The following is a 19,038-nucleotide window of genomic DNA, read 5'->3' on the forward strand; positions in this document are numbered from 1 at the left end:
GGCGTCAGGAGGCGTCGCGGCGGCGGGCCCGGTACGCGGCGACGTGCATGCGGTTCCCACAGGTGCGGCTGTCGCAGTAGACGCGGGAGCGGTTCCTCGACTCGTCCACGAAGACGTGGGAGCAGTCGGGCGCCGCGCACGTGCGCAGGCGATCCCGCTCGTTCTCCACGAGCACGTGGGCGAGGGCGACACCGCAGTCGGCGGCCAGATGCTCGGCGACCGACGAGCCCGGCGCGAAGTAGTGGACGTGGAGGGGGTGGCCGTCGTGCTCGGCGAGGTGCGGCGTGATGCGGGTGCGTTGCAGCAGCGTGTTGAGCAGGCCGACCGCCGTCGGCTGGTCCGGCGCGGTGAACACGGCCTGGAACTCCTCGCGCAGGGCCCGGACCTCGCCGAGGTCGCGCCGGGTCACCGCCCCGACTCCGCTGACCTCCCGCCTGCGGACGAACTCCTCCAGGTCGCCGACCTCGGCCAGCCCGTCGCGCTCGCCGGCGCCGGTGTTGATGAGGTCCACCACCGTCGCCAGCGAGTACACCATGTCATGGCTGAACGGCACGCCATCTCCCTTTTGTCGCGGCGGTCCCTGTCGCGGCGCAGGCAGCGTACCTCTCAGGGAGCCCGCGCGGGGCGGGGTCAGCTCTTTCTCGCCGCCTCCGCGCGCGCCCCGGCCGCCTCCGCGCACGAGGAACAGGTGCCGAAGACCTCCACGGTGTGAGTGACGTCGATGAAGCCGTGCTCGGCCCCGACCACCTCGGCCCAGCGCTCCACGTCCGGCCCGGCCACCTCGATCGTGCGCCCGCACTCCCGGCACACGAGGTGATGGTGATGGGTGTCGGTCTGACATGCCCGGTAGACCGACTCGCCTTCGTCGGTGCGCAGCACGTCGACCCGGCCGGCGTCGGAGAGCGACTGGAGCGCCCGGTACACGGTCGTCAGGCCGATCTTCGAGCCGACCGCGCGCATCTCGGCGAACACGTCCTGCGCGCTGCGGAACCCCCGGCTCTGGCGGAGGATCTCGTGAACGGCGTCGCGGCTCTTCGTCATCAGGACTCCTGTGTACGGCTTCGCCCTACGACCTACCAGGTTAGGCCGGTTTGCATCAGATCAGGCCGAAACGGGTGGCGGCGAGGAGGACCAGGAACGTCGCGACCGCCACGCGCAGCAACCGGCCCACCGGACGCAACGAGGGCCACGACAGGTAGGCCAGGCAGACGATGAACGCGAGCACCGGAAGCACGGCCACCCCGCCACGCCAGTCGGGCACCACCAGTCCGGCGATCAGCAGGGCCACCAGGACCAGAGGGACCAGCCAGCGGGGCAGTTGGAACAGGAAGACCAGCGGCGCGGCGCTTTTGCGCTCGACCGCCGCGCGCAGCCCGGTGGCGCCGGGCGTGAAGAACTGCTCGCCCGGCGGCAGCGGCCGCCGCACCCGCGGGGACGCCGCGTTCCCCCGGGCGGGAGGCTTCCTCGCCAGAGGATGGGACGGCACCTGACGGCGCGGCGGTTCGGTTTCGCTTCCCACGTGTTCGAGCCTAGTGCGCATCTGCTCAATCTTCGCCCTGTCGCGCCGCCCACGGTGCTCCTTCCGTCCGGGTCGCCCCCTCCCCGGCGGGGTGTACGCGCGGGGTGGCATGCTGGGCGGCATGCTCGCCGTGATCCGTTACTCGGTGCCGGGCGCCCGCGCCGACGAGTTCGCCGCCCAGGCGCGCGCCATCCTCGATCTGCTTTCCGCGCAGCCGGGATACCTGCGCGGGCAGATCGGCAGGTCGGTGGACGAGCCGGTCCTGTGGGCGGTGGTCAGCGAGTGGGAGGGCGCGGGCTACTACCGGCGCGCCCTGTCGGCGGCCCGGATGGTGATGTATCCCCTGATGACCCTTATGATCAACGAGCCCAGCGCCTTCGAGGGCGTCTACGCGCTGCCGGGCGAGGGGGCGAGCGCGGGGACCGTGGGCAAGGCTTGAGCGCGGGGGCGCCGGATTCCCCTAAGCTTGAGCACGGATCCGGGCAGGTGGCCGGACGTCCCGCAGCCGCGACACGGCCGGGCCGGCCCGCCCGCTTCAGCGAGCATCGCACCGCTGACCCCGATCTCAACGCCGACACCCAGCCGGATGGAGTTCCACTGATGGCACGTCGCACCGACGTCTTGGAAACGATCGTCAGCCTCGCCAAACGCCGCGGGCTCGTCTTCCCGTCGAGCGAGATCTACGGAGGCCTGCGGGCGTCCTGGGACTACGGCCCTCTCGGTGTCGAGCTCAAGAACAACGTGAAGCGCGAGTGGTGGAAGGCCATGGTGCAGGGCCGCGACGACGTCGTCGGCCTCGACTCCTGCGTCATCCTCGCCCGCGAGGTGTGGCAGGCCAGCGGCCACGTCGAGACCTTCACCGACCCGCTCACCGAGTGCCAGTCGTGCCACAAGCGCTACCGCGCCGACCATCTCGTCGAGGCGTACGAGGCCAAGCACGGCAGTGAGCCGGCGGGCGGCCTGGCCGACATCACCTGCCCGAACTGCGGCAACAAGGGCGCCTTCACCCAGCCCAAGCAGTTCAGCGGCCTGCTGAAGACGTTCCTCGGCCCGGTCGAGGACGAGTCGGGCCTGGCGTACCTGCGGCCGGAGACCGCCCAGGGCATCTTCATCAACTACCTCAACGTCCAGCAGTCGGCCCGCAAGAAGATCCCGTTCGGCATCGGCCAGGTCGGAAAGTCGTTCCGCAACGAGATCACCCCGGGCAACTTCATCTTCCGCACCCGCGAGTTCGAGCAGATGGAGATGGAGTTCTTCGTCAAGCCCGGCACGGACGAGGAGTGGCACCAGTACTGGATCGACGAGCGCCTGCGCTGGTACGTCGACCTCGGCATCAACAAGGACAACCTCCGGCTCTACGAGCACCCGAAGGAGAAGCTGTCCCACTACTCGAAGCGGACCGTGGACATCGAGTACCGCTTCAACTTCGCCGGTGGCGAGTGGGGCGAGCTGGAGGGCATCGCCAACCGCACCGACTTCGACCTCACCGCGCACGGCAAGGCGTCCGGCACCGACCTGTCGTTCTTCGAGCAGGAGTCGGGCGAGCGCTACGTGCCGTACGTCATCGAGCCGGCGGCCGGTGTGGACCGCGCGACGCTGACCTTCCTCCTCGACGCCTACACGGTCGACGAGGCGCCCAACGCCAAGGGCGTGATGGAGGAGCGGACCGTGATGCGCCTCGACCACCGCCTTGCTCCGGTCAAGGTCGCGGTGCTGCCGCTGTCGCGCAACGCCGATCTGTCGCCGAAGGCCCGGGACCTCGCGGCCCGGCTGCGCCGCCGGTGGAACGTGGACTTCGACGACGCGGGGGCCATCGGCCGCCGCTACCGCCGCCAGGACGAGATCGGCACGCCGTTCGCGATCACGGTCGACTTCGACACCCTGGAGGACCAGGCCGTGACGATCCGCGAGCGGGACACCATGGCCCAGCAGCGGGTCGCGCTCGACCAGGTCGAGTCGTACCTGCGCCAGCACCTCAACGACTGATCCCCGCAACGAGGCGCCTGTCCGGAAATTTCCGGACAGGCGCTTTTTGTTATCGCGTGCTGCTACCCCATGCACGGTGAAGGGCGGTCCACGTCCGTGCGTGGACCCGCGTCGCGCGTGAACGATGAGCCGGCCGCCTGACCCGGTGCCCCGTCGTGCCTGTGGGGTTCGGTCACCGCCCTTCCCGTGCGGGCGAGCGCCTTCCGGGTCCCGGAAGGCGCTCACTTGTCACCGGCGACCTCGTGTTGTGGGCCGGCATGGTCGATCAGCGGTGACGTGGGTGCCGCCGGCCCGGTGCGGGGCGGCCGGTCAGCTCCGGTCGATGTACCAGTTACCGCAGAAGCTGCCGAGCGCGTTGCGCGCGCACGCGCGGACCGCGTAGTGCCGCTGCTGATCGGTGTTCCAGTTCATGACGAGGTTGCTGCTGCTGGAGCTGTAGAACGGACCGCACTGCTTCCAGCCGCCGTTCGCCTGCACCTGCTCCGTGGTGGGGAACATGGGCAGGCTGCTGGGCATCCCCTGCAGGCTACGGTCGACCCAGACGGTGTACCCCGAATCGCTCGGCGAGATCTGGGCGTAGCTGTAGTTGAAGGCGCCGCCGTTCATCAGCTTGACGAAGCGTGCGTTTCCCAGGTAGATGTCGGCGCCGCCGACCTCCTTGTAGTAGTCGGGAACCCAGGTCTTGTCGCACTCGCCTGTGGTGGCGTGCGCGGCGGAGATCGGGCCGGCCGTCGTGGCCGCCGCTCCGATGACCACGGCGAAGAGAACCTTCATGAAGCGCTTCGAGGTCGTGTTCTTGTAAGTCACGGCTGTCCTTTCCATTGGCGGATCTACGTGGTCACCGGTCCGATGGCGGGCCCGGTGCGATGAGAATGAAGCGGCCGTCGGGGAATCAGTTGGGATCGACCCAGAAGGCGTCGCGGTCCAGCAGCCGATCGCGGGTGACGAGTGCTCCGAACTTCCCTCCCGCGCCCGAGTTGTCCGTGTCGAGGACCATGTCCGTGCTGTAGGCGCCGCCGCTCGTCCAGGCGCCCTCCCAGGTGCGCGCCATGGGGTATTCGTCGCATGTCAGCCCAGGTGGACGGGGCAGCGAGTCGGGGCAGGCCGTGTCCCGGTTCTTCTTGACCTTGGCCGGGTCGGCAAGCCGGTGAAGGGGGGTGGTGCCGGGAGCTCCCGGAAGCCCACTGGCCTGCGCACGCTTGATGTGCGCACTGACCGTCGGGTAGGCGGACAGCCCGTCGAGCGTGGGGATGAAACTCGGGATGACGCAGCCGGCGCCGCTGAGAATCCTGTCGCAGCGGATGTCCGGCGAAGGGTAAGGGCCCTTTTCCGGCGGGAAGACGTTGATCATCTCCGTGTCCCCGCCCGGATGCGTCAACTGCAGCTCGTACGTGGTGTTGACGGTGCGTATCCCGTCGATGGGCACGTTCACGAGATGCGGGACGGACGGGGTCAGGTAGCGGGTGGAGTTCTCGGGCAGTGCGATCGGAGGGCCGAAGTCGCCGGCCGTACAGCCGTAGGAACAACTGACCGCGAGGCGGAAGCTGAGCGCGTCGTCCGGGACCAGTTCTCCCTCGGAGTAGAAGCGGACGATCGCGAAGACATCGGTGAGTTCCAGGCTGTCGTTGAACATGCCGATGAAATGCATGTAGTTGATCATGGTCCGGCCGAGCAGAGCCCTCGTGGTGGTGTCGTAGACGCTGACGGACGCGTAGTTGATCAGGCAGGCGGCGAATCGCCTGGTCTTCCACGCGCTCTTCGACTGATCGTCAGGGGGATCGATGCACCAGGCGGGCAGGGGTGGCGGGTCGTCGGCGGCGCTCGTCGAACTCAGGACCGATCTGCCCGGCGGTTGTGTCACCGGCGCGACGCACAGCACCTTCCTCTTGCCTTGACGGGCGAGTGAAGGGAAGCGATCACGGATGTGATCGCAGCCGTTCTCCGTGATCGCCCCGGTGGCGGAGTGCGCGACAGCGTCCCGTGCGGAGGCCGTCATCAGCGCACAAAACAATAGAAGCGGCACTGTCAGAAGCGTGATTTTTCGCATGCGAAGAGTGCTCATGGCGTCCCGTAAGGCAGGAGGGGGGTGGAGGGAAGCGAGGGTTCTGCGAGGAGGTGGATCCGGTCCGGGAACAAGGGCAGGCGACAAAGCGTCCGAGACGTCGATATAGGGCAGGTATACGCACTGGTAGAGCCACTACGACGCGTGCTCCGGGAATGGCGCGCCGCCCGCGGTCTCCGCCCGCCCCCGCGGGAAGGGCGGAACCGGCGGTGCCACCAAGGTTTCGCCGCCCGCTCCATTCGCGCTTAACGAATCCTTGAGCCGAGCCGATCTGTCCTGATTAGCTGTGGTCGCGCATTTGCACGGACCGGTCCGCGCTACCAAAGGGGAACAGACAGGCCATGGTGCAGTTCCGGCTGCTGGGACCGGTCGAAATCACGACGGACACGCATCTGGTGGATGCAGGCCCGCGCAAACAACAGGCGGTTCTCGCCGCGTTACTGGTCGACGTGGGCGTGCTCGTCCCCATCGAGAAGATCATCGACCGGGTTTGGGACGAGGCGCCGCCCACGACCGCTCGCGGGGCCGTGCACAGCTACGTCACCCGGCTGCGCCGGGCGCTGAGCGAGGCCGCCGCCGGAGGCGACGCGCCGAGGCTGGAGCATCGCCATGCCGGTTACGTCCTCGGCGTCCGGCCGGAGCAGGTGGACCTGCACCGTTTCCGGCTGCTGCTCGACTGCGCGCGGGCGACACGAGGGGACGATCCGCGCAGAGCCGAGCTGCTGCGGGAGGCGCTCGGCCTGTGGCGGGGGGTTCCGCTCACCGGCCTGACCGGGGAGTGGGCGGAGTCCGTGCGCAGGGAGGCGGCCCAGCGGCGCCTCGGCGCGATGCTCGACCTGGCGCGCCTGGAGACGGCAGCGGGCCGGGGTGGGGTCGTGATCGAGCGCCTGCGGGAGATGCTCGACGAGCATCCCCTGGTCGAGCCGTTGAGCGCCGAACTGATCCGGGCCCTGGCCGCGGTGGGGCGCAACGCGGAGGCCCTGCAGGTCTACGCGGAGACGCGCCGGCGCCTGGCGGAGGAGCTGGGCGCGGATCCGTCCCCCGATCTCCGGCAGGCGTACCGGGACGCCCTCTCTCCGCAGGGCCCCACGGCCGGGGCCACGAGCACGGCGGCACCACGGCGCGGACCGGTCCTGCTGCCCGCGGACGTGATGGGCTTCACCGGGCGGGCAGAGGCCGTGAGCACGCTCGACGAGCTGGCGGTGATGTCCGAACGGGAAGCGATAGCTGTGGTCGTGGCTGTGCTCTCCGGAGTGCCCGGGGTCGGCAAGACCGCCCTCGCGGTGCACTGGGCCCACCGCGCGCGTCATCGTTTCCCGGACGGGCAGCTGTTCGCCGACCTGCGCGGCTTCGATGCCAGCCGGTCGGCCGTCACCAGCGAGCAGGTCGTGCGCGGCTTCCTCGCCGCCCTCGGGGTTCCCGTGCATCGGGTGCCGGTGTCCCCGGACGCCCAGATCGGCCTGTATCGCGATCTCTTGGCCGACAAGCGGATGCTGGTGATCCTCGACAACGCCCACAGCGCCGAACAGGTGCGTCCACTGCTGCCTGGATCGCCTGGGTCCTTCGTCCTGGTGACCAGCCGCAACCGGCTCTCCGGTCTCATCGCCGGTCATGGTGCCCATCCGCTCGCGGTCGACGTGCTCACCCCTGAAGAGGCGCAGGAGCTGCTGACCCGCAGGATCGGACGCGACCGGGTTTCGGCGGACGCCGGCGCGGTGGACCACCTCATCGCCTCCTGCGCCCGCCTCCCGCTGGCGCTGGTGATCACCGCCGCCCGGGCCGTGACCCGTCCCGCGTTCCCGTTGCGCGCGCTCGCGGACGAGCTCCGGCAGGCCGGCGCGAGCCTGGACGCGTTCCACGACGACGACCCGGCGACCGATGTGCGGTCAGTCTTCGCCTGCTCCTACCGGGCACTCAGCGTCGGAGCGGCGGAAATCTTCCGGCGGATGAGCGCCCACCCCCGGCCGGACTTCGGCTTGGCCGTGGCGGCGAGCGCCGCCGCACTCCCCCCGGAGCAGGCGCGCCGCCTGCTGGCGGAGCTCACCGCGGTCCACCTGCTGGAGGAGCACGCGCCGGGCAGGTGGGCGTTCCACGATCTGCTGCACACCTACGCCGCCGAGCTGCACCGGGAGGCCGAGAACGAAGCGGAACGCCGCGAGGTCGCCGGCCGCGTCATCGACCACTACCTGCAGACCGCCTACCAATCGGCGCTTCTCCTCCATCCGGCGCGCGACCCCATCGCGATCGCCGATCCGCGTCCTGGCGTGACGGTGGCCGCCCCCGCCGACCACGGCGAAGCCCTCGCCTGGTTCACATCGGAGCGGTCCGTCCTGCTCGCGTGCGCCGAGCTCGCCGCCGCGTACGGGTTCGACACGCACACCTGGCAGCTGGCGTGGTCCATGAGCAGTTTCCTGGACCGTACAGGGGCCTGGCGGGACATGATCGCGATACACGGTCTCGCTCTCGCGGCGGCCCGAGGGGACGACCGGGTGCTCGCCCTCAGCCGGCTCGGGATCGCCCTGGCCCACACCCGGCTGGGTGGCGCCGACGCGGCCGTCCGGGAGTACGGGCACGCGCTCGAGCACTTCGCGCGGCTGGAAGACCTGACCGGCCAGGCGCACATTCACAGCAACCTTGCGCGGGTCTTCGAGCAGCAGGGCCACCATGTGGAGGCGCTGGACAGCGCCGAGCACGCACTCCGGCTCTACCGGGCCGCCGGCCAGCGGCACTGGGAGGCCAGGGCGATCAGCGCGGTCGGCTGGTATCACATCGCGGTCGGAAACCATCGGGAAGCGCTCGCCCACTGCCGGCAGGCTCTGACCTGGCTTCGGGAGGCCGGGGATCGCGACGGGGAATCGGCCACCTGGGACAGCCTGGGCCACGCCCACCATCAGCTCGGGGACTACGACCAGGCCGAGACCTGCTACCGGCGCGCGCTCGCGATGCACCGGCAGGACGGCGACCGCTACAACGAGTCTCTGGTCCTCACCCATATGGGCGACAACCACGAGGCGGCGGGCCGGGAAGCGGACGCCCGCGGCACATGGCGGCTGGCGCTGAACATCCTGACCGATCTGGGCCACCCCAGCGCCGACGACCTCCGGTCGAGGCTGGGGCGGTCGGATGGCCCCGCCTGACGATATGTCGGCGAGCTCGGCGAGCCAGGCGGCGGCCCCGGCTCTGCCGGGTTGTCTGGGGCAGCCGTAGCATCCGGAACCGCGCTGACGGTGGAATACGCTCGTAGCGTAATTTGCTGACGGCGAAATGTGCTCAGGGTGAAATAGGCAGGCCCTTTTCCGGGTTCCGGGACTAATGTCGCCGCACAACCCGATTACCGGAACAGGGAGACCAGATGGACCACCACGCGCGCTCCGGCGACCCCGCCGCCGACCGGTTCGCCTTTGGCGATCTTGGCCGTAAGCTGCTGGAACGGCGCATCGTCGTGCTCGGCCAGGAGGTGGACGACGACATCGCCAACCGGATCTGCTCGCAACTGCTGCTGCTGACCGCGGAGGACTCCACACGGGACATCAGCCTTTACATCAATTCCCCCGGTGGTTCCGTGTCGGCCGGCCTGGCGATTTACGACGTCATGCAATACGTGCCGAACGACGTCGTCACCGTGGGCATGGGCCTGGCCGCCTCGATGGGACAGTTCCTGCTGTGCGCCGGCGCGCCGGGCAAGCGGTACGCCCTGCCGCACGCGCGCATCATGATGCACCAGCCGCTCGGCGGCATCGGCGGCACGGCGGCCGACATCGCGATCCAGGCCGAGCAGATGCTGCACACGAAGAAGACCCTGGCCGAGCGCATCGCCTTCCACACCGGTCAGCCACTCGAACGCATCGAGGCGGACTCCGACCGGGACCGGTGGTTCACCGCCGCGGAGGCCAGGGAGTACGGCATCGTCGACCACGTGGTGGCCGGGCTCGGCGCCCTGCGGACGCCACAGTGAGCGGCACAGTGAGCGGCACAGCGGCGAGGTGGATGGCGCCGTGAACGAGCGGGGGAGCGCGCTCAGCCGCAGCGCGTCCCCTTGGCCGGGACCGTCCCCTCCAGCAGATACGCGTTGACCTTGTCGTCGATGCACTGGTTCTGGCCGTACGCGCCGTGGCCCTCGCCGTTCAGCGTCAGCAGCACGGCGGTGCGCAGCTGGTCGGCCAGCCGCGGCGCCCACTGGTATGGCGTGGCCGGGTCGTTCGTGACGCCGACCACCAGGATGGGATTGGACCCGGTGGCGTCGACATGCCTGGCGGCGTCGTCTCCGCGCACCGGCCAGACGCTGCACGATCCCGCGCTGATCGCGGTCGAGGCGAAGATCGGGCTCTTCTTCTCCAGCCGCCGGGCCAGCTCCTCGGCCTGGGCGACCGAGGGGCGGTCGGTGCTGTCGACGCACAGCACCGCCGGCAGCGAGAACTGCAGGGTCGAGTAGGTGCCGTTCGGCTGCCGCCCGGCGTACTGGTCGGCCAGCGCGAGCAGGCCGTCGAGCTTGCCCTTCCTGCCTTCGTCCAGCGCCTCCGTGAGCAGCGGCCAGGTGTACTTGCTGTAGAGGGCCTGGGTGATGCCCGCCCTGGCGATGTCCTCGGTGACCGTGCGCGAGCCGACCTTCCCCGGCGTGCGTGCCACGGTGTCGAGGAGTTTCAGCACGGTGGCGTTCGCGGCGGCGGCGTCGGCGCCGAGCGGGCAACTCGTCCGCGTCTTGGTGCAGTCGGCCAGGTAGTCCTCGTACGCCTTCTGGAAGCCGAGGGCCTGCGTCTTGGCCATGTCGAGCATGGTGACCGAGGGATCGACGGCCGAGTCGAGCACCATCCGCCCCACCTTCTTCGGGTACTGCGTGGCGTACACCGCCCCGAGGTGGGTGCCGTAGGAGAAGCCGAGATAGTTGAGGCGCGGGTCGCCGAGGGCCGCGCGCAGCGACTCCATGTCGCGTGACGCGTTGACGGTGCCGACGTAGGGCAGGATCCAGCCCGCGTTGCGCTCGCACGCCTGGGCGAATCCCTTGACGAGCGTGGTCTCGGTCGCGGCGTTCTCGCTGGGCTCCCTGCTCATGTACTGGTCCATCTGGGGAGCGCTGAGACAGCGGATGCCGCTGCTGCGCTCCACCCCGCGCGGGTCGAAGCCGACGAGGTCGTAGCGGCTGTTCAGGGTGGAGAACGCGTGGGCCGCGTTGATGAGCGTCGTGACGCCGGAGCCGCCGGGACCGCCGAAGTTGAAGACCAGGGAGCCGATCCGCCGGCTCTGGTCGGTGGCCCGCATCCGGACCAGGGCGATGCCGATCTTCTTGCCCTCCGGCTTGGCGTAGTCGAGGGGCACCTGGAGCGTGGCGCACTCGAAGCCGGAGGAGGAGGCCGTCTCCTCGCACGCCTTCCAGGACAGGGAGGGCGTGCCCGAAACGTAGCCCTCCGGGGTGACCCGTGCGCCCCCGCAGCCGGCGGTCGCCGTCATCGCGCCGATCCCGGCGACCGCCGCCGCCATCACCGGCCAGACCCTGCGCGCCGCCACTCCCCGCGCCGCCCGCGTCCGCGCCGCCACTCGCGCCGATATCCCTCGCTCCGGAACCCCTCGCGACAACGCTCGCGACACTGACAACCCTCCGTGTTCGACTGTATTCGGAGGGTGCCTCGTTTATATCGCATGCCGTCGCGACCGCACCGCCGACTCACCGGAACTCCGCCTTACCGGACAATGGTCTAAACCATTTCCCCTCTCGTGATGCGGAGCCTTCCTGTCGTCCTTGGCGGCAAATTGGTTTATACCAGTGCGCCATCGTCGAAGAAATAGCCGTTCTTGGATTGGATTAGACCTCTCCGATGCCCTCTACCTGCTTAGACGCCATATGTGGTGAAGGGTGAGGTTTGGTGCTGCTTTTCCTAGGTACAGTCCGGTTGCGGGCCGCGTCCGCGGTTTTATTGAAGTCGGCGAAGGAGCGTCGCATGCCCAAGTATGTTTACGACTTCACCGAGGGCAACAAGGACCTCAAAGATCTGCTCGGTGGCAAGGGTGCCAATCTGGCGGAAATGACGAACATCGGCCTCCCCGTGCCTCCCGGCTTCACGATCACCGCCGAGGCGTGCCGCCACTACCTGGGGCACGGCGGCATGCCCGACGGGCTGGAGGGGGAGATCGCCGAGCACCTCGCCGCCCTCGAGGCCCGGATGGGCAAGCGCCTCGGTCAGGCGGACGACCCGCTGCTGGTCAGCGTGAGGTCGGGGGCCAAGTTCTCGATGCCCGGCATGATGGAGACAGTCCTCAACATCGGCCTCAACGACGACTCCGTCCTCGGGCTGGCCAAGCAGTCGGGCAACGACCGTTTCGCGTGGGACTCCTATCGCCGGCTCATCCAGATGTTCGGCAAGACCGTCCTGGGCATCGACGGCGAGCTGTTCGAGGACGCGATGGACGAGCTCAAGGGCGAGCGGGACGACACCGACCTCGACGCCGCCGACCTCCAGCGGCTGGTCGAGACCTTCAAGGGCATCGTCGGGGAGCGGACGGGCCGCGACTTCCCCGCCGATCCCCGGGAGCAGATGGACCTCTCCGTCAGGGCGGTCTTCGACTCCTGGAACGCCCCGCGCGCGATCCTCTACCGCCGCCAGGAGCGCATCCCCGCCGACCTCGGCACCGCCGTCAACATCGTCGCCATGGTGTTCGGCAACATGGGCCCGGACTCCGGCACCGGGGTCGCCTTCACCCGTGACCCCGGCTCGGGACGCCAGGGCGTCTACGGCGACTACCTGCGCAACGCCCAGGGCGAGGACGTCGTCGCCGGCATCCGCAACACCGTCCCCCTGCAGGAGCTGGAGACCATCAATCCGGGGGCCTACCGCGAGCTCCTCGACATCATGGCGACGCTGGAGCGGCACTACCGCGACCTGTGCGACATCGAGTTCACGATCGAGCGCGGCAAGCTGTGGATGCTGCAGACCCGGGTCGGCAAGCGCACGGCCGCCGCCGCCTTCTGCATCGCCACCCAGCTCGTGGACGAGGGCCTGATCGACATGGACGAGGCGGTCACCCGGGTCACCGGTGAGCAACTCGCCCAGCTCATGTTCCCCCGCTTCGCCGCGACGGCCGGCGACCGCAGGCTGACCACCGGCATGAACGCCTCGCCCGGCGCCGCCGCGGGCAGGGCCGTCTTCAGCTCCGAGCGGGCCGTCGAGCTGGCCGGACGGGGCGAGGCGGTCATCCTCGTGCGGCGGGAGACCAACCCCGACGACCTCGCCGGGATGATCGCGGCTCACGGCGTGCTCACCTCCAGGGGCGGCAAGACCTCCCACGCCGCCGTGGTGGCGCGCGGCATGGGCAAGACCTGCGTGTGCGGGGCCGAGGAGCTGGAGGTCGACCCGCACGCCCGCCGGTTCACCGCACCCGGAGGGGTCGTCGTCGACGAGGGCGACGTGATCTCGATCGACGGCGGCAGCGGAGCCGTGTACCTCGGTGAGGTCCCCGTCACCGCCTCGCCGGTCGCGAAGTACTTCGAAGGCGAGGCGGCAGAGGACGAGCTGGTGCGGGCCGTCGACCGGATCATGACCCACGCCGACTCGGCACGCCGCCTCGCCGTACGGGCCAACGCCGACACCCCCGAGGACGCCGCCCGCGCCCGCCGCTACGGCGCCCAGGGCATCGGGCTGTGCCGTACGGAGCACATGTTCCTGGGGGAGCGGCGGCGGCTCGTCGAGGACCTGATCCTGGCCACGACGCCCGAGGCGCGGCAGGCCGCGCTCGACGCGCTCGAACCGCTGCAGACCGGCGACTTCACCGGCATCTTCACGGCCATGCACGGGCTGCCGGTGACGATCCGGCTGATCGACCCGCCGCTGCACGAGTTCCTGCCCGACCTCGTCGACCTGGCCGTGAAGGTGGCCCTGGCGGGGGACAGGGCGGACGACCGGGACCGCAGGCTCCTCGACGCGGTCAAGCGGCTGCACGAGCAGAACCCGATGCTCGGCCTGCGCGGCGTACGGCTCGGCCTGACGATCCCCGGCCTGTTCGCCATGCAGGTGCGGGCCATCGCCACGGCGGCCCGGCAGGTCGGGGGCACGCGGGCGGAGATCATGATTCCGCTGGTCGGCGCGGTGCAGGAGCTGGAGATCGTCAAGGAGGAGGCGGACCGTATCCTCGCCGAGGCGGGCGTGGAGGCGGCGATCGGCACGATGATCGAGGTGCCGAGGGCGGCGCTGACGGCCGGGCAGATCGCCGAGGCCGCCGAGTTCTTCTCGTTCGGCACCAACGACCTCACCCAGATGGCCTGGGGCTTCTCCCGCGACGACGTGGAGAGCGCCTTCTTCGGCACGTACCTCGACCTGGGCGTCTTCGGGGTCTCGCCGTTCGAGTCCATCGACCGCGAGGGCGTCGGCCGGCTGATGCGGATCGCGGTCGAGGAGGGCAGGCGCACCCGGCCGGACCTCAAGCTCGGCATCTGCGGCGAGCACGGCGGGGACCCCGACTCGGTGCACTTCTGCCACGAGATCGGCCTCGACTACGTCTCCTGCTCGCCGTTCCGCATTCCGGTGGCCCGGCTGGAGGCGGGCCGTGCCGCGCTGACCTGCGCGCAGTCCGACACGCGATGAGTTGAAATTCCACAAAACATCCGGACTGGTTGTGGAATGACCAGGTCGGAGTGGAGGCGGTTCACCGGGCCGCGCGACACGGCCCGGTGACCGTTGCAGCCGCACGTCTGATTGATCACCCTACGTACCTACCGCAAGGGAGGGCGTGGAGTGAGAAGACGTCGCCGCCTGCCGGCGCTGGGGATCGCGGCGGCCCTGCGCCCTGCCGTCTTCGCGTTGCTTTGTGCCCTCGTGGCACTGCTCGGTGCCGCCCCCGCTTCGTCGGCCGTCTCGCTGACGGCCTCGGTGGCGGGTGGGGCCGGCCAGGAGCCGTCGCCGTCGAGGCAATACCAGGTGGACGGCCCGGCCACCGTCGCGCAGCGCAACGCGGTCGCCCGCACGGGGGCCGCCGTCGACGAGGTGCACGGCCGGAGCATGGTCGTCACCGCGACGCTCCAGGAGGCCGACGCCATCCGCCGGCTCGGGTTCACGGTGACCGAGCTGGCACCCCCCGCCGAGGCCCGCGGGCCGCAGACCTTCGACTTCCCCTCGGGGGATTCCGGCTATCACAACCACGCCGAGCTCAGCACGCTGGTCGACCAGGTCGTCGCCGCCCATCCCGCGATCGCCCGCAGGTTCAGCTACGGCCGTTCGTACGAGGGCCGCGACCTGATGGGCGTGAAGATCAGTGACAACGTGGCCACAGACGAGAGCGAGCCGGAGGTACTGTTCACCGCCCACCAGCACGCGCGCGAGCACCTCACCGTCGAGATGGCGATCTACCTGCTGCGCCTGTTCACCGACGACTACGGCGCCGACGCCCAGATCACCGACCTGGTGAACACGCGGGAGATCTGGATCCTGCCCGATCTCAACCCCGACGGCGGGGAGTACGACATCGCCACAGGCTCCTACCGGTCGTGGCGGAAGAACCGCCAGCCCAACTCCGGCACCTCCAGCGTCGGCACCGATCTCAACCGCAACTGGGCCTACAGGTGGGGCTGCTGCGGCGGCTCCTCCGGCACCCCGTCCAGCGAGACCTACCGCGGCTCGGCCGCCGAGTCGGCCCCGGAGGTCAGGGCGGCGGCCGACTTCGTCCGCAGCCGCGTGGTCGGCGGCGTCCAGCAGATCAAGGCGGCCATCGACTGGCACACCTACAGCGAGCTCGTCCTGTGGCCGTACGGGTACACGACGGCCGACACCGGCCCGGGCATGACGCAGGACGACCGGGACGCGCATGCCGCCCTCGGCCGGAGCATGGCGGCCACCAACGGGTACACCGCCGAGCAGTCGAGCGACCTCTACATCACCGACGGCTCGATCGACGACTGGATGTGGGGCACGTACAAGATCTTCACGTACACGTTCGAGATGTACCCGAAGGGGAGCAGCCCCGGCTTCTATCCGCCCGACGAGGTGATCGACCGGGAGACCTCCCGCAACCGGGCGGCCGCGCTGCTGCTCGTCCAGAACGCCGACTGCGTCTACCGGGTCATCGGCAAGGAGTCCGCGTACTGCGGCACCGGCACACCGCCCGCGACCGTCTACTCCGATACCTTCGAGACCGCGACCGGCTGGACCGCGAACGCCGCCGGCGCCGACACGGTCACCTCGGGCGCGTGGGAGCGCGCCGACCCCGCGGCGACCTCGTCCAGCGGGGCCAAGCAGCTCGGCACGACGGTCAGCGGGAGCTACGACCTGGTCACCGGCGCCTCCGCAGGGACGAGCGCCGGGGACGGCGACGTCGACGGGGGAGTGACCACGATCACGTCGCCGCCGATCACGCTGCCGGCGTCGGGGACGCTCACGCTGTCGTTCTCCTGGTATCTCGCCCACGGGTCGAACTCCTCCACGGCCGACTACTTCCGCGTGAAGGTGATCGGCGGCACGACCAGCACGGTCTTCGAGCAGCTCGGCGCGGCCGCCGACAGGGACGGCGCGTGGAGCGTCGCCACCGCGTCGCTGACCGGGCTGGCAGGCCAGACTGTGCGGATCCAGTTCGAGGCGGCCGACCTGGCCTCCGCCAGCCTTCTGGAGGCCGGGGCCGACGACGTGACGATCACGAAGACCTGACCCTGCGGGGATCACGCCAGCACCGTGACGCCGGCGAGGGCGACCAGCGTGACAAGGGTCGTGGAGAGGGCGCCCAGCGCGACGGCGCGGCGGCCGGTGCGCAGGAGCGCGCGCAGGCGGACCGCCGCTCCCATGCCGAACAGCGCGGCGGTGAACAGCAGGGTCTCCGCGGTCTTCAGCGCCGCCAGCGACGCGGGCGGCAGGACGCCGAGGCTGCGCAGGGCCGCCATGGCGAGGAAGCCGGCCACGAAGAGGGGCACGACGGGCGGCCTCCTGCCCTCGGTGGGAGCGGCCGTACGGCGGCGCCAGAGCGTGACCCCGGCGATGAGAGGGGCGAGCAGGACCACCCGGGTCAGCTTGACGACCACCGCGGTGGTGAGCGCCGCCCCGCCTACAGCCTGCGCGGTGGCCACGACCTGGGCCACCTCGTGCACGCTCGCGCCGGCCCAGACGCCGAACGCCTCCGGAGACAGGTGCAGGAGGCCCTCGGCCTGCGGCAGGACGGCGATCGCGAGCGAGCCGTACAGCGTCACCAGGGCGACGGCGGTCATGACGTCCTCCTCGTCGCTGTCCGTCACCCCGTCCATGGCCGCGACGGCCGCGGCCCCGCAGATGGAGAAACCGGTCGCGACGAGCAGGGACAGCTCACGCCCCAGCCCGAGCCTGCGGCCGAGCCACTGTGTGCCGAAGAAGGTCGCGGTGACCGTCACCACGACCGGCAGCAGCACCGGAAGTCCCAGGGCGAGGACGTCGGGAAGGGCGAGCTGCGCGCCGAGGAGGACGATCCCGAGCCGCAGCGGCCCTCTCGCGGCGAACTGGAGCCCGGGACGCAGGGCGGGTGAGGACAGGCCCAGGTTGGTCGTGACGGCGCCGAGGACGAGCGCCGCCATCAGCGGGCTGACGGCGGGGACGAGCGCGTTGACGGCGATGGCCAGGGCGACCCCGGCGGTCGTCACCAGCAGTCCCGGAAGCAGCCGGGAATCAAGCGTGGAACGGGCAGCGGTGGCCCGCGTGAGAGACGGAGGCATGCGGAGATCGTCGCGAAGTCCCATATGCCCCGGTAGCCACCGGTTCCGCAAGAGCTCATACGGTTGCCGTATGACCCCACGGTGGCCGGATCTGGCCAGCCTCGAACTGCTGCTCCTGGTGGCGGAGCAGGGCAGCCTCGGTAAGGCGGCGAAGCTGCACGGCGTCACGCAGGCGTCCGCCAGCCGCAGGCTCGACACGCTGGAGCGGGAGCTGGGGGTGCCGCTGCTGCACCGCTCGACCACGGGCTCGCGCCTCACCCCGCAGGGCCAGGTCGTCGTCGACTGGGCCCGCGCCACTTTGACGGCGGCGAACGACCTGCTCACGGGGGTGCAGGCCCTTCGCGGCCGGCGCGACGCCCGCGTACGGGTGGCCGCGAGCATGACCGTCGCCGAATATCTGATGCCTGGCTGGCTGGTGGCGCTGCGCCGCGTGCTGCCCGACGTCGAGGTGGGGCTGAGCGTGGTCAACTCCGGTGAGGTCTGCCGGATGGCGATGGACGGCGAGATCGACGCGGGCTTCATCGAGTCGCCCGCCGTGCCGCGGGAGCTGACCTCCTGGCCGGTCGCAGAAGACCGGCTCGTCGTCGTGGTGGCCCCGGGCCACGAGTGGGCCCGGCGCGGTGAGCCCCTGCGCGGTGAGCCCCTGCGTGGTGAGCCTTCGCGCGGGGAACCTCTGCGCGGGGCACCACTGAGCCGCGCCGACCTGGCCGCGACGCCGCTGGTGGTGCGCGAGCCCGGCTCGGGCACCCGCCACGCCCTCGACCGTCTCCTGGCCGGGCCGGACGTCGCCCCGCCGATCCTGGAGCTGTCCTCCAACGCCGCGGTGAAGGTGGCGGTGGAGACCGGGCTCGCCCCGGCGGTCCTCAGCCGTCTCGCCGTGGCCGCCGAACTACGCGACGGACGCCTGATCGAGGTGCCCGTCGCCGATCTCGACCTGCGCCGGCCGCTGCTCGCGGTGTGGCGGGCCAGGACCCGGCTGACCGGCCCGGCCGCCGAGCTCGTCCGCCTCGCCCGGACCGCCGCTCACGGCTAGTCCCACTCCCAGCGGATGCCGCGCACGCCGGGCCGGGCGCCGGTGTCCACCAGGTGGGCGGCGCCGAACGCGTCGACGCGCAGCTCACCGGAGTCCCCGGGCGGTGCCGACGCGTCGGGGGACCAGGTGTGGAAGCACCGCACCGGCAGCCGCCCGCCCGTGAACCGCACCTGCACCAGATGCTGCTCGACCGGGTCAAGCAGGCGCCGGTCGTACCGATCGGCGGCGGCGACGGCGGTGACGTACTCCACGACCTGGGTCTCGCCGGGGGCGAGCGGGTGCGGGAAGATCAGCTCGGTCAGGGGGCCGGTCCCGTCGTCGTCGCCGCGGCCGGGCCGGCAGCCCTCGGTGCGCAGCAGCCGGGTGCCCGGCGGATGGGCGACCACGTACCGGTCCACGCCCGGCGCGGCGGCTCGCAGCACGGCACGGGCGCTCACCCGGTGCCGCCGGCCGGCGCCCACCACCACCTGCTCGTGGTGGCTGAGCACGGTGAGCGTCTCCGGCCGCCGGCCCCGCGGGCGGGGCGGCCCGAGCAGGCCGATCAGCGCGTACTCCGGCAGGGACAGGATGCCTTCGAGCTCCCGGACCGCCGCCAGCGAGGCGGCGCGCTCGGGCCGCGACCGGCCGCGCTGCCAGTAGCTGAGGCTGGACAGGCTGACGTGGACGCCCCGCTCGCGCAGCCGTGAGTGCAGGCGGTCGAGGCTCAGCCCCCGGGCGCGGATGGCCGCCCGCAGGGCGCGCTCGAAGGGCCCGGATCGGAGGACCTCCGCGAGCTCGTTGTCCACCAC

The 19,038-nt window shown here is 70.7% G+C and carries 15 protein-coding genes; 7 read left to right on the forward strand and 8 right to left on the reverse strand.

The genetic code is table 11. The annotated features are described in order from the left end of the window. Positions 1-4: 4 nt before the first annotated feature. The 3 genes from FH610_RS34965 to FH610_RS34975 all read right to left on the reverse strand — a co-directional run bounded on the left by FH610_RS34965 (position 5) and on the right by FH610_RS34975 (position 1,519). Positions 5-553 carry a CGNR zinc finger domain-containing protein gene (locus FH610_RS34965; RefSeq protein WP_240809382.1) on the reverse strand — a complete coding sequence of 183 codons (549 nt, stop codon included), beginning with the start codon at positions 551-553 and terminating at the stop codon, positions 5-7. A gap of 77 nt (positions 554-630) precedes the next feature. After that, positions 631-1,041 (reverse strand): Fur family transcriptional regulator, encoded by a 411-nt coding sequence (locus FH610_RS34970; protein WP_139579521.1) that lies wholly within the window; start codon positions 1,039-1,041, stop codon positions 631-633. Between the two features lie 55 nt (positions 1,042-1,096). After that, positions 1,097-1,519: a DUF6703 family protein gene (locus FH610_RS34975; RefSeq protein ID WP_240809383.1), complete on the reverse strand. Its 423-nt coding sequence runs from the start codon at positions 1,517-1,519 to the stop codon at positions 1,097-1,099. Between the two features lie 121 nt (positions 1,520-1,640). Between FH610_RS34975 and FH610_RS34980 the strand changes: the two genes are divergently transcribed. Both FH610_RS34980 and FH610_RS34985 read left to right on the forward strand, forming a co-directional pair. Then, positions 1,641-1,958, forward strand: a complete 318-nt coding sequence (locus tag FH610_RS34980; RefSeq protein WP_139579522.1) for an antibiotic biosynthesis monooxygenase family protein — start codon at positions 1,641-1,643, stop codon at positions 1,956-1,958. Positions 1,959-2,119: 161 nt separating this feature from the next. After that, on the forward strand, positions 2,120-3,505 hold the full coding sequence (locus tag FH610_RS34985) for a glycine--tRNA ligase (protein ID WP_139579523.1): 1,386 nt from the start codon (positions 2,120-2,122) through the stop codon (positions 3,503-3,505). Between the two features lie 309 nt (positions 3,506-3,814). Here FH610_RS34985 and FH610_RS34990 read toward each other — a convergent pair whose 3' ends face one another. Continuing rightward, positions 3,815-4,312 (reverse strand): hypothetical protein, encoded by a 498-nt coding sequence (locus FH610_RS34990; protein WP_139579524.1) that lies wholly within the window; start codon positions 4,310-4,312, stop codon positions 3,815-3,817. An 85-nt stretch (positions 4,313-4,397) separates the two neighbouring features. Then, positions 4,398-5,501, reverse strand: a complete 1,104-nt coding sequence (locus tag FH610_RS34995; protein WP_161628149.1) for a NucA/NucB deoxyribonuclease domain-containing protein — start codon at positions 5,499-5,501, stop codon at positions 4,398-4,400. Between the two features lie 407 nt (positions 5,502-5,908). Here FH610_RS34995 and FH610_RS35000 point away from each other — a divergent pair, with 407 nt between their 5' ends. Next, positions 5,909-8,704 carry an AfsR/SARP family transcriptional regulator gene (locus FH610_RS35000; RefSeq protein WP_139579526.1) on the forward strand — a complete coding sequence of 932 codons (2,796 nt, stop codon included), beginning with the start codon at positions 5,909-5,911 and terminating at the stop codon, positions 8,702-8,704. A 215-nt stretch (positions 8,705-8,919) separates the two neighbouring features. Further along, complete coding sequence (locus FH610_RS35005; RefSeq protein WP_139579527.1) at positions 8,920-9,522, forward strand: ATP-dependent Clp protease proteolytic subunit; 603 nt, start codon at positions 8,920-8,922, stop codon at positions 9,520-9,522. Between the two features lie 62 nt (positions 9,523-9,584). Here FH610_RS35005 and FH610_RS35010 read toward each other — a convergent pair whose 3' ends face one another. Continuing rightward, entirely contained in the window at positions 9,585-11,099 is a 1,515-nt protein-coding gene (locus tag FH610_RS35010) for an alpha/beta hydrolase (RefSeq protein WP_205826287.1), read from the reverse strand. A 401-nt stretch (positions 11,100-11,500) separates the two neighbouring features. Here FH610_RS35010 and ppdK point away from each other — a divergent pair, with 401 nt between their 5' ends. Continuing rightward, the gene (gene ppdK, locus FH610_RS35015) at positions 11,501-14,137 is read left to right on the forward strand and encodes a pyruvate, phosphate dikinase (RefSeq protein ID WP_139579528.1); all 2,637 of its coding nucleotides are present in this window, start codon (positions 11,501-11,503) and stop codon (positions 14,135-14,137) included. 150 nt (positions 14,138-14,287) lie between these two features. After that, positions 14,288-16,189: a M14 family metallopeptidase gene (locus FH610_RS45530; RefSeq protein WP_338104619.1), complete on the forward strand. Its 1,902-nt coding sequence runs from the start codon at positions 14,288-14,290 to the stop codon at positions 16,187-16,189. Between the two features lie 11 nt (positions 16,190-16,200). Here the strand turns inward: FH610_RS45530 and FH610_RS35025 are convergent, their stop codons facing one another. Further along, positions 16,201-17,217, reverse strand: a complete 1,017-nt coding sequence (locus FH610_RS35025) for a YeiH family protein (protein ID WP_139579529.1) — start codon at positions 17,215-17,217, stop codon at positions 16,201-16,203. Between the two features lie 70 nt (positions 17,218-17,287). Between FH610_RS35025 and FH610_RS35030 the strand changes: the two genes are divergently transcribed. Then, positions 17,288-18,250 (forward strand): LysR family transcriptional regulator, encoded by a 963-nt coding sequence (locus FH610_RS35030; protein ID WP_167538814.1) that lies wholly within the window; start codon positions 17,288-17,290, stop codon positions 18,248-18,250. On the opposite strand, the gene FH610_RS35035 is transcribed toward FH610_RS35030, so the two are convergent. Then, a complete protein-coding gene (locus FH610_RS35035) occupies positions 18,247-19,038 on the reverse strand; it encodes a hypothetical protein (protein ID WP_240809384.1) in 792 nt (263 codons plus the stop codon). The genes FH610_RS35030 and FH610_RS35035 overlap by 4 nt on opposite strands.

This window comes from Microbispora catharanthi (genome assembly GCF_006334915.2).
Classification (GTDB): domain Bacteria; phylum Actinomycetota; class Actinomycetes; order Streptosporangiales; family Streptosporangiaceae; genus Microbispora; species Microbispora catharanthi.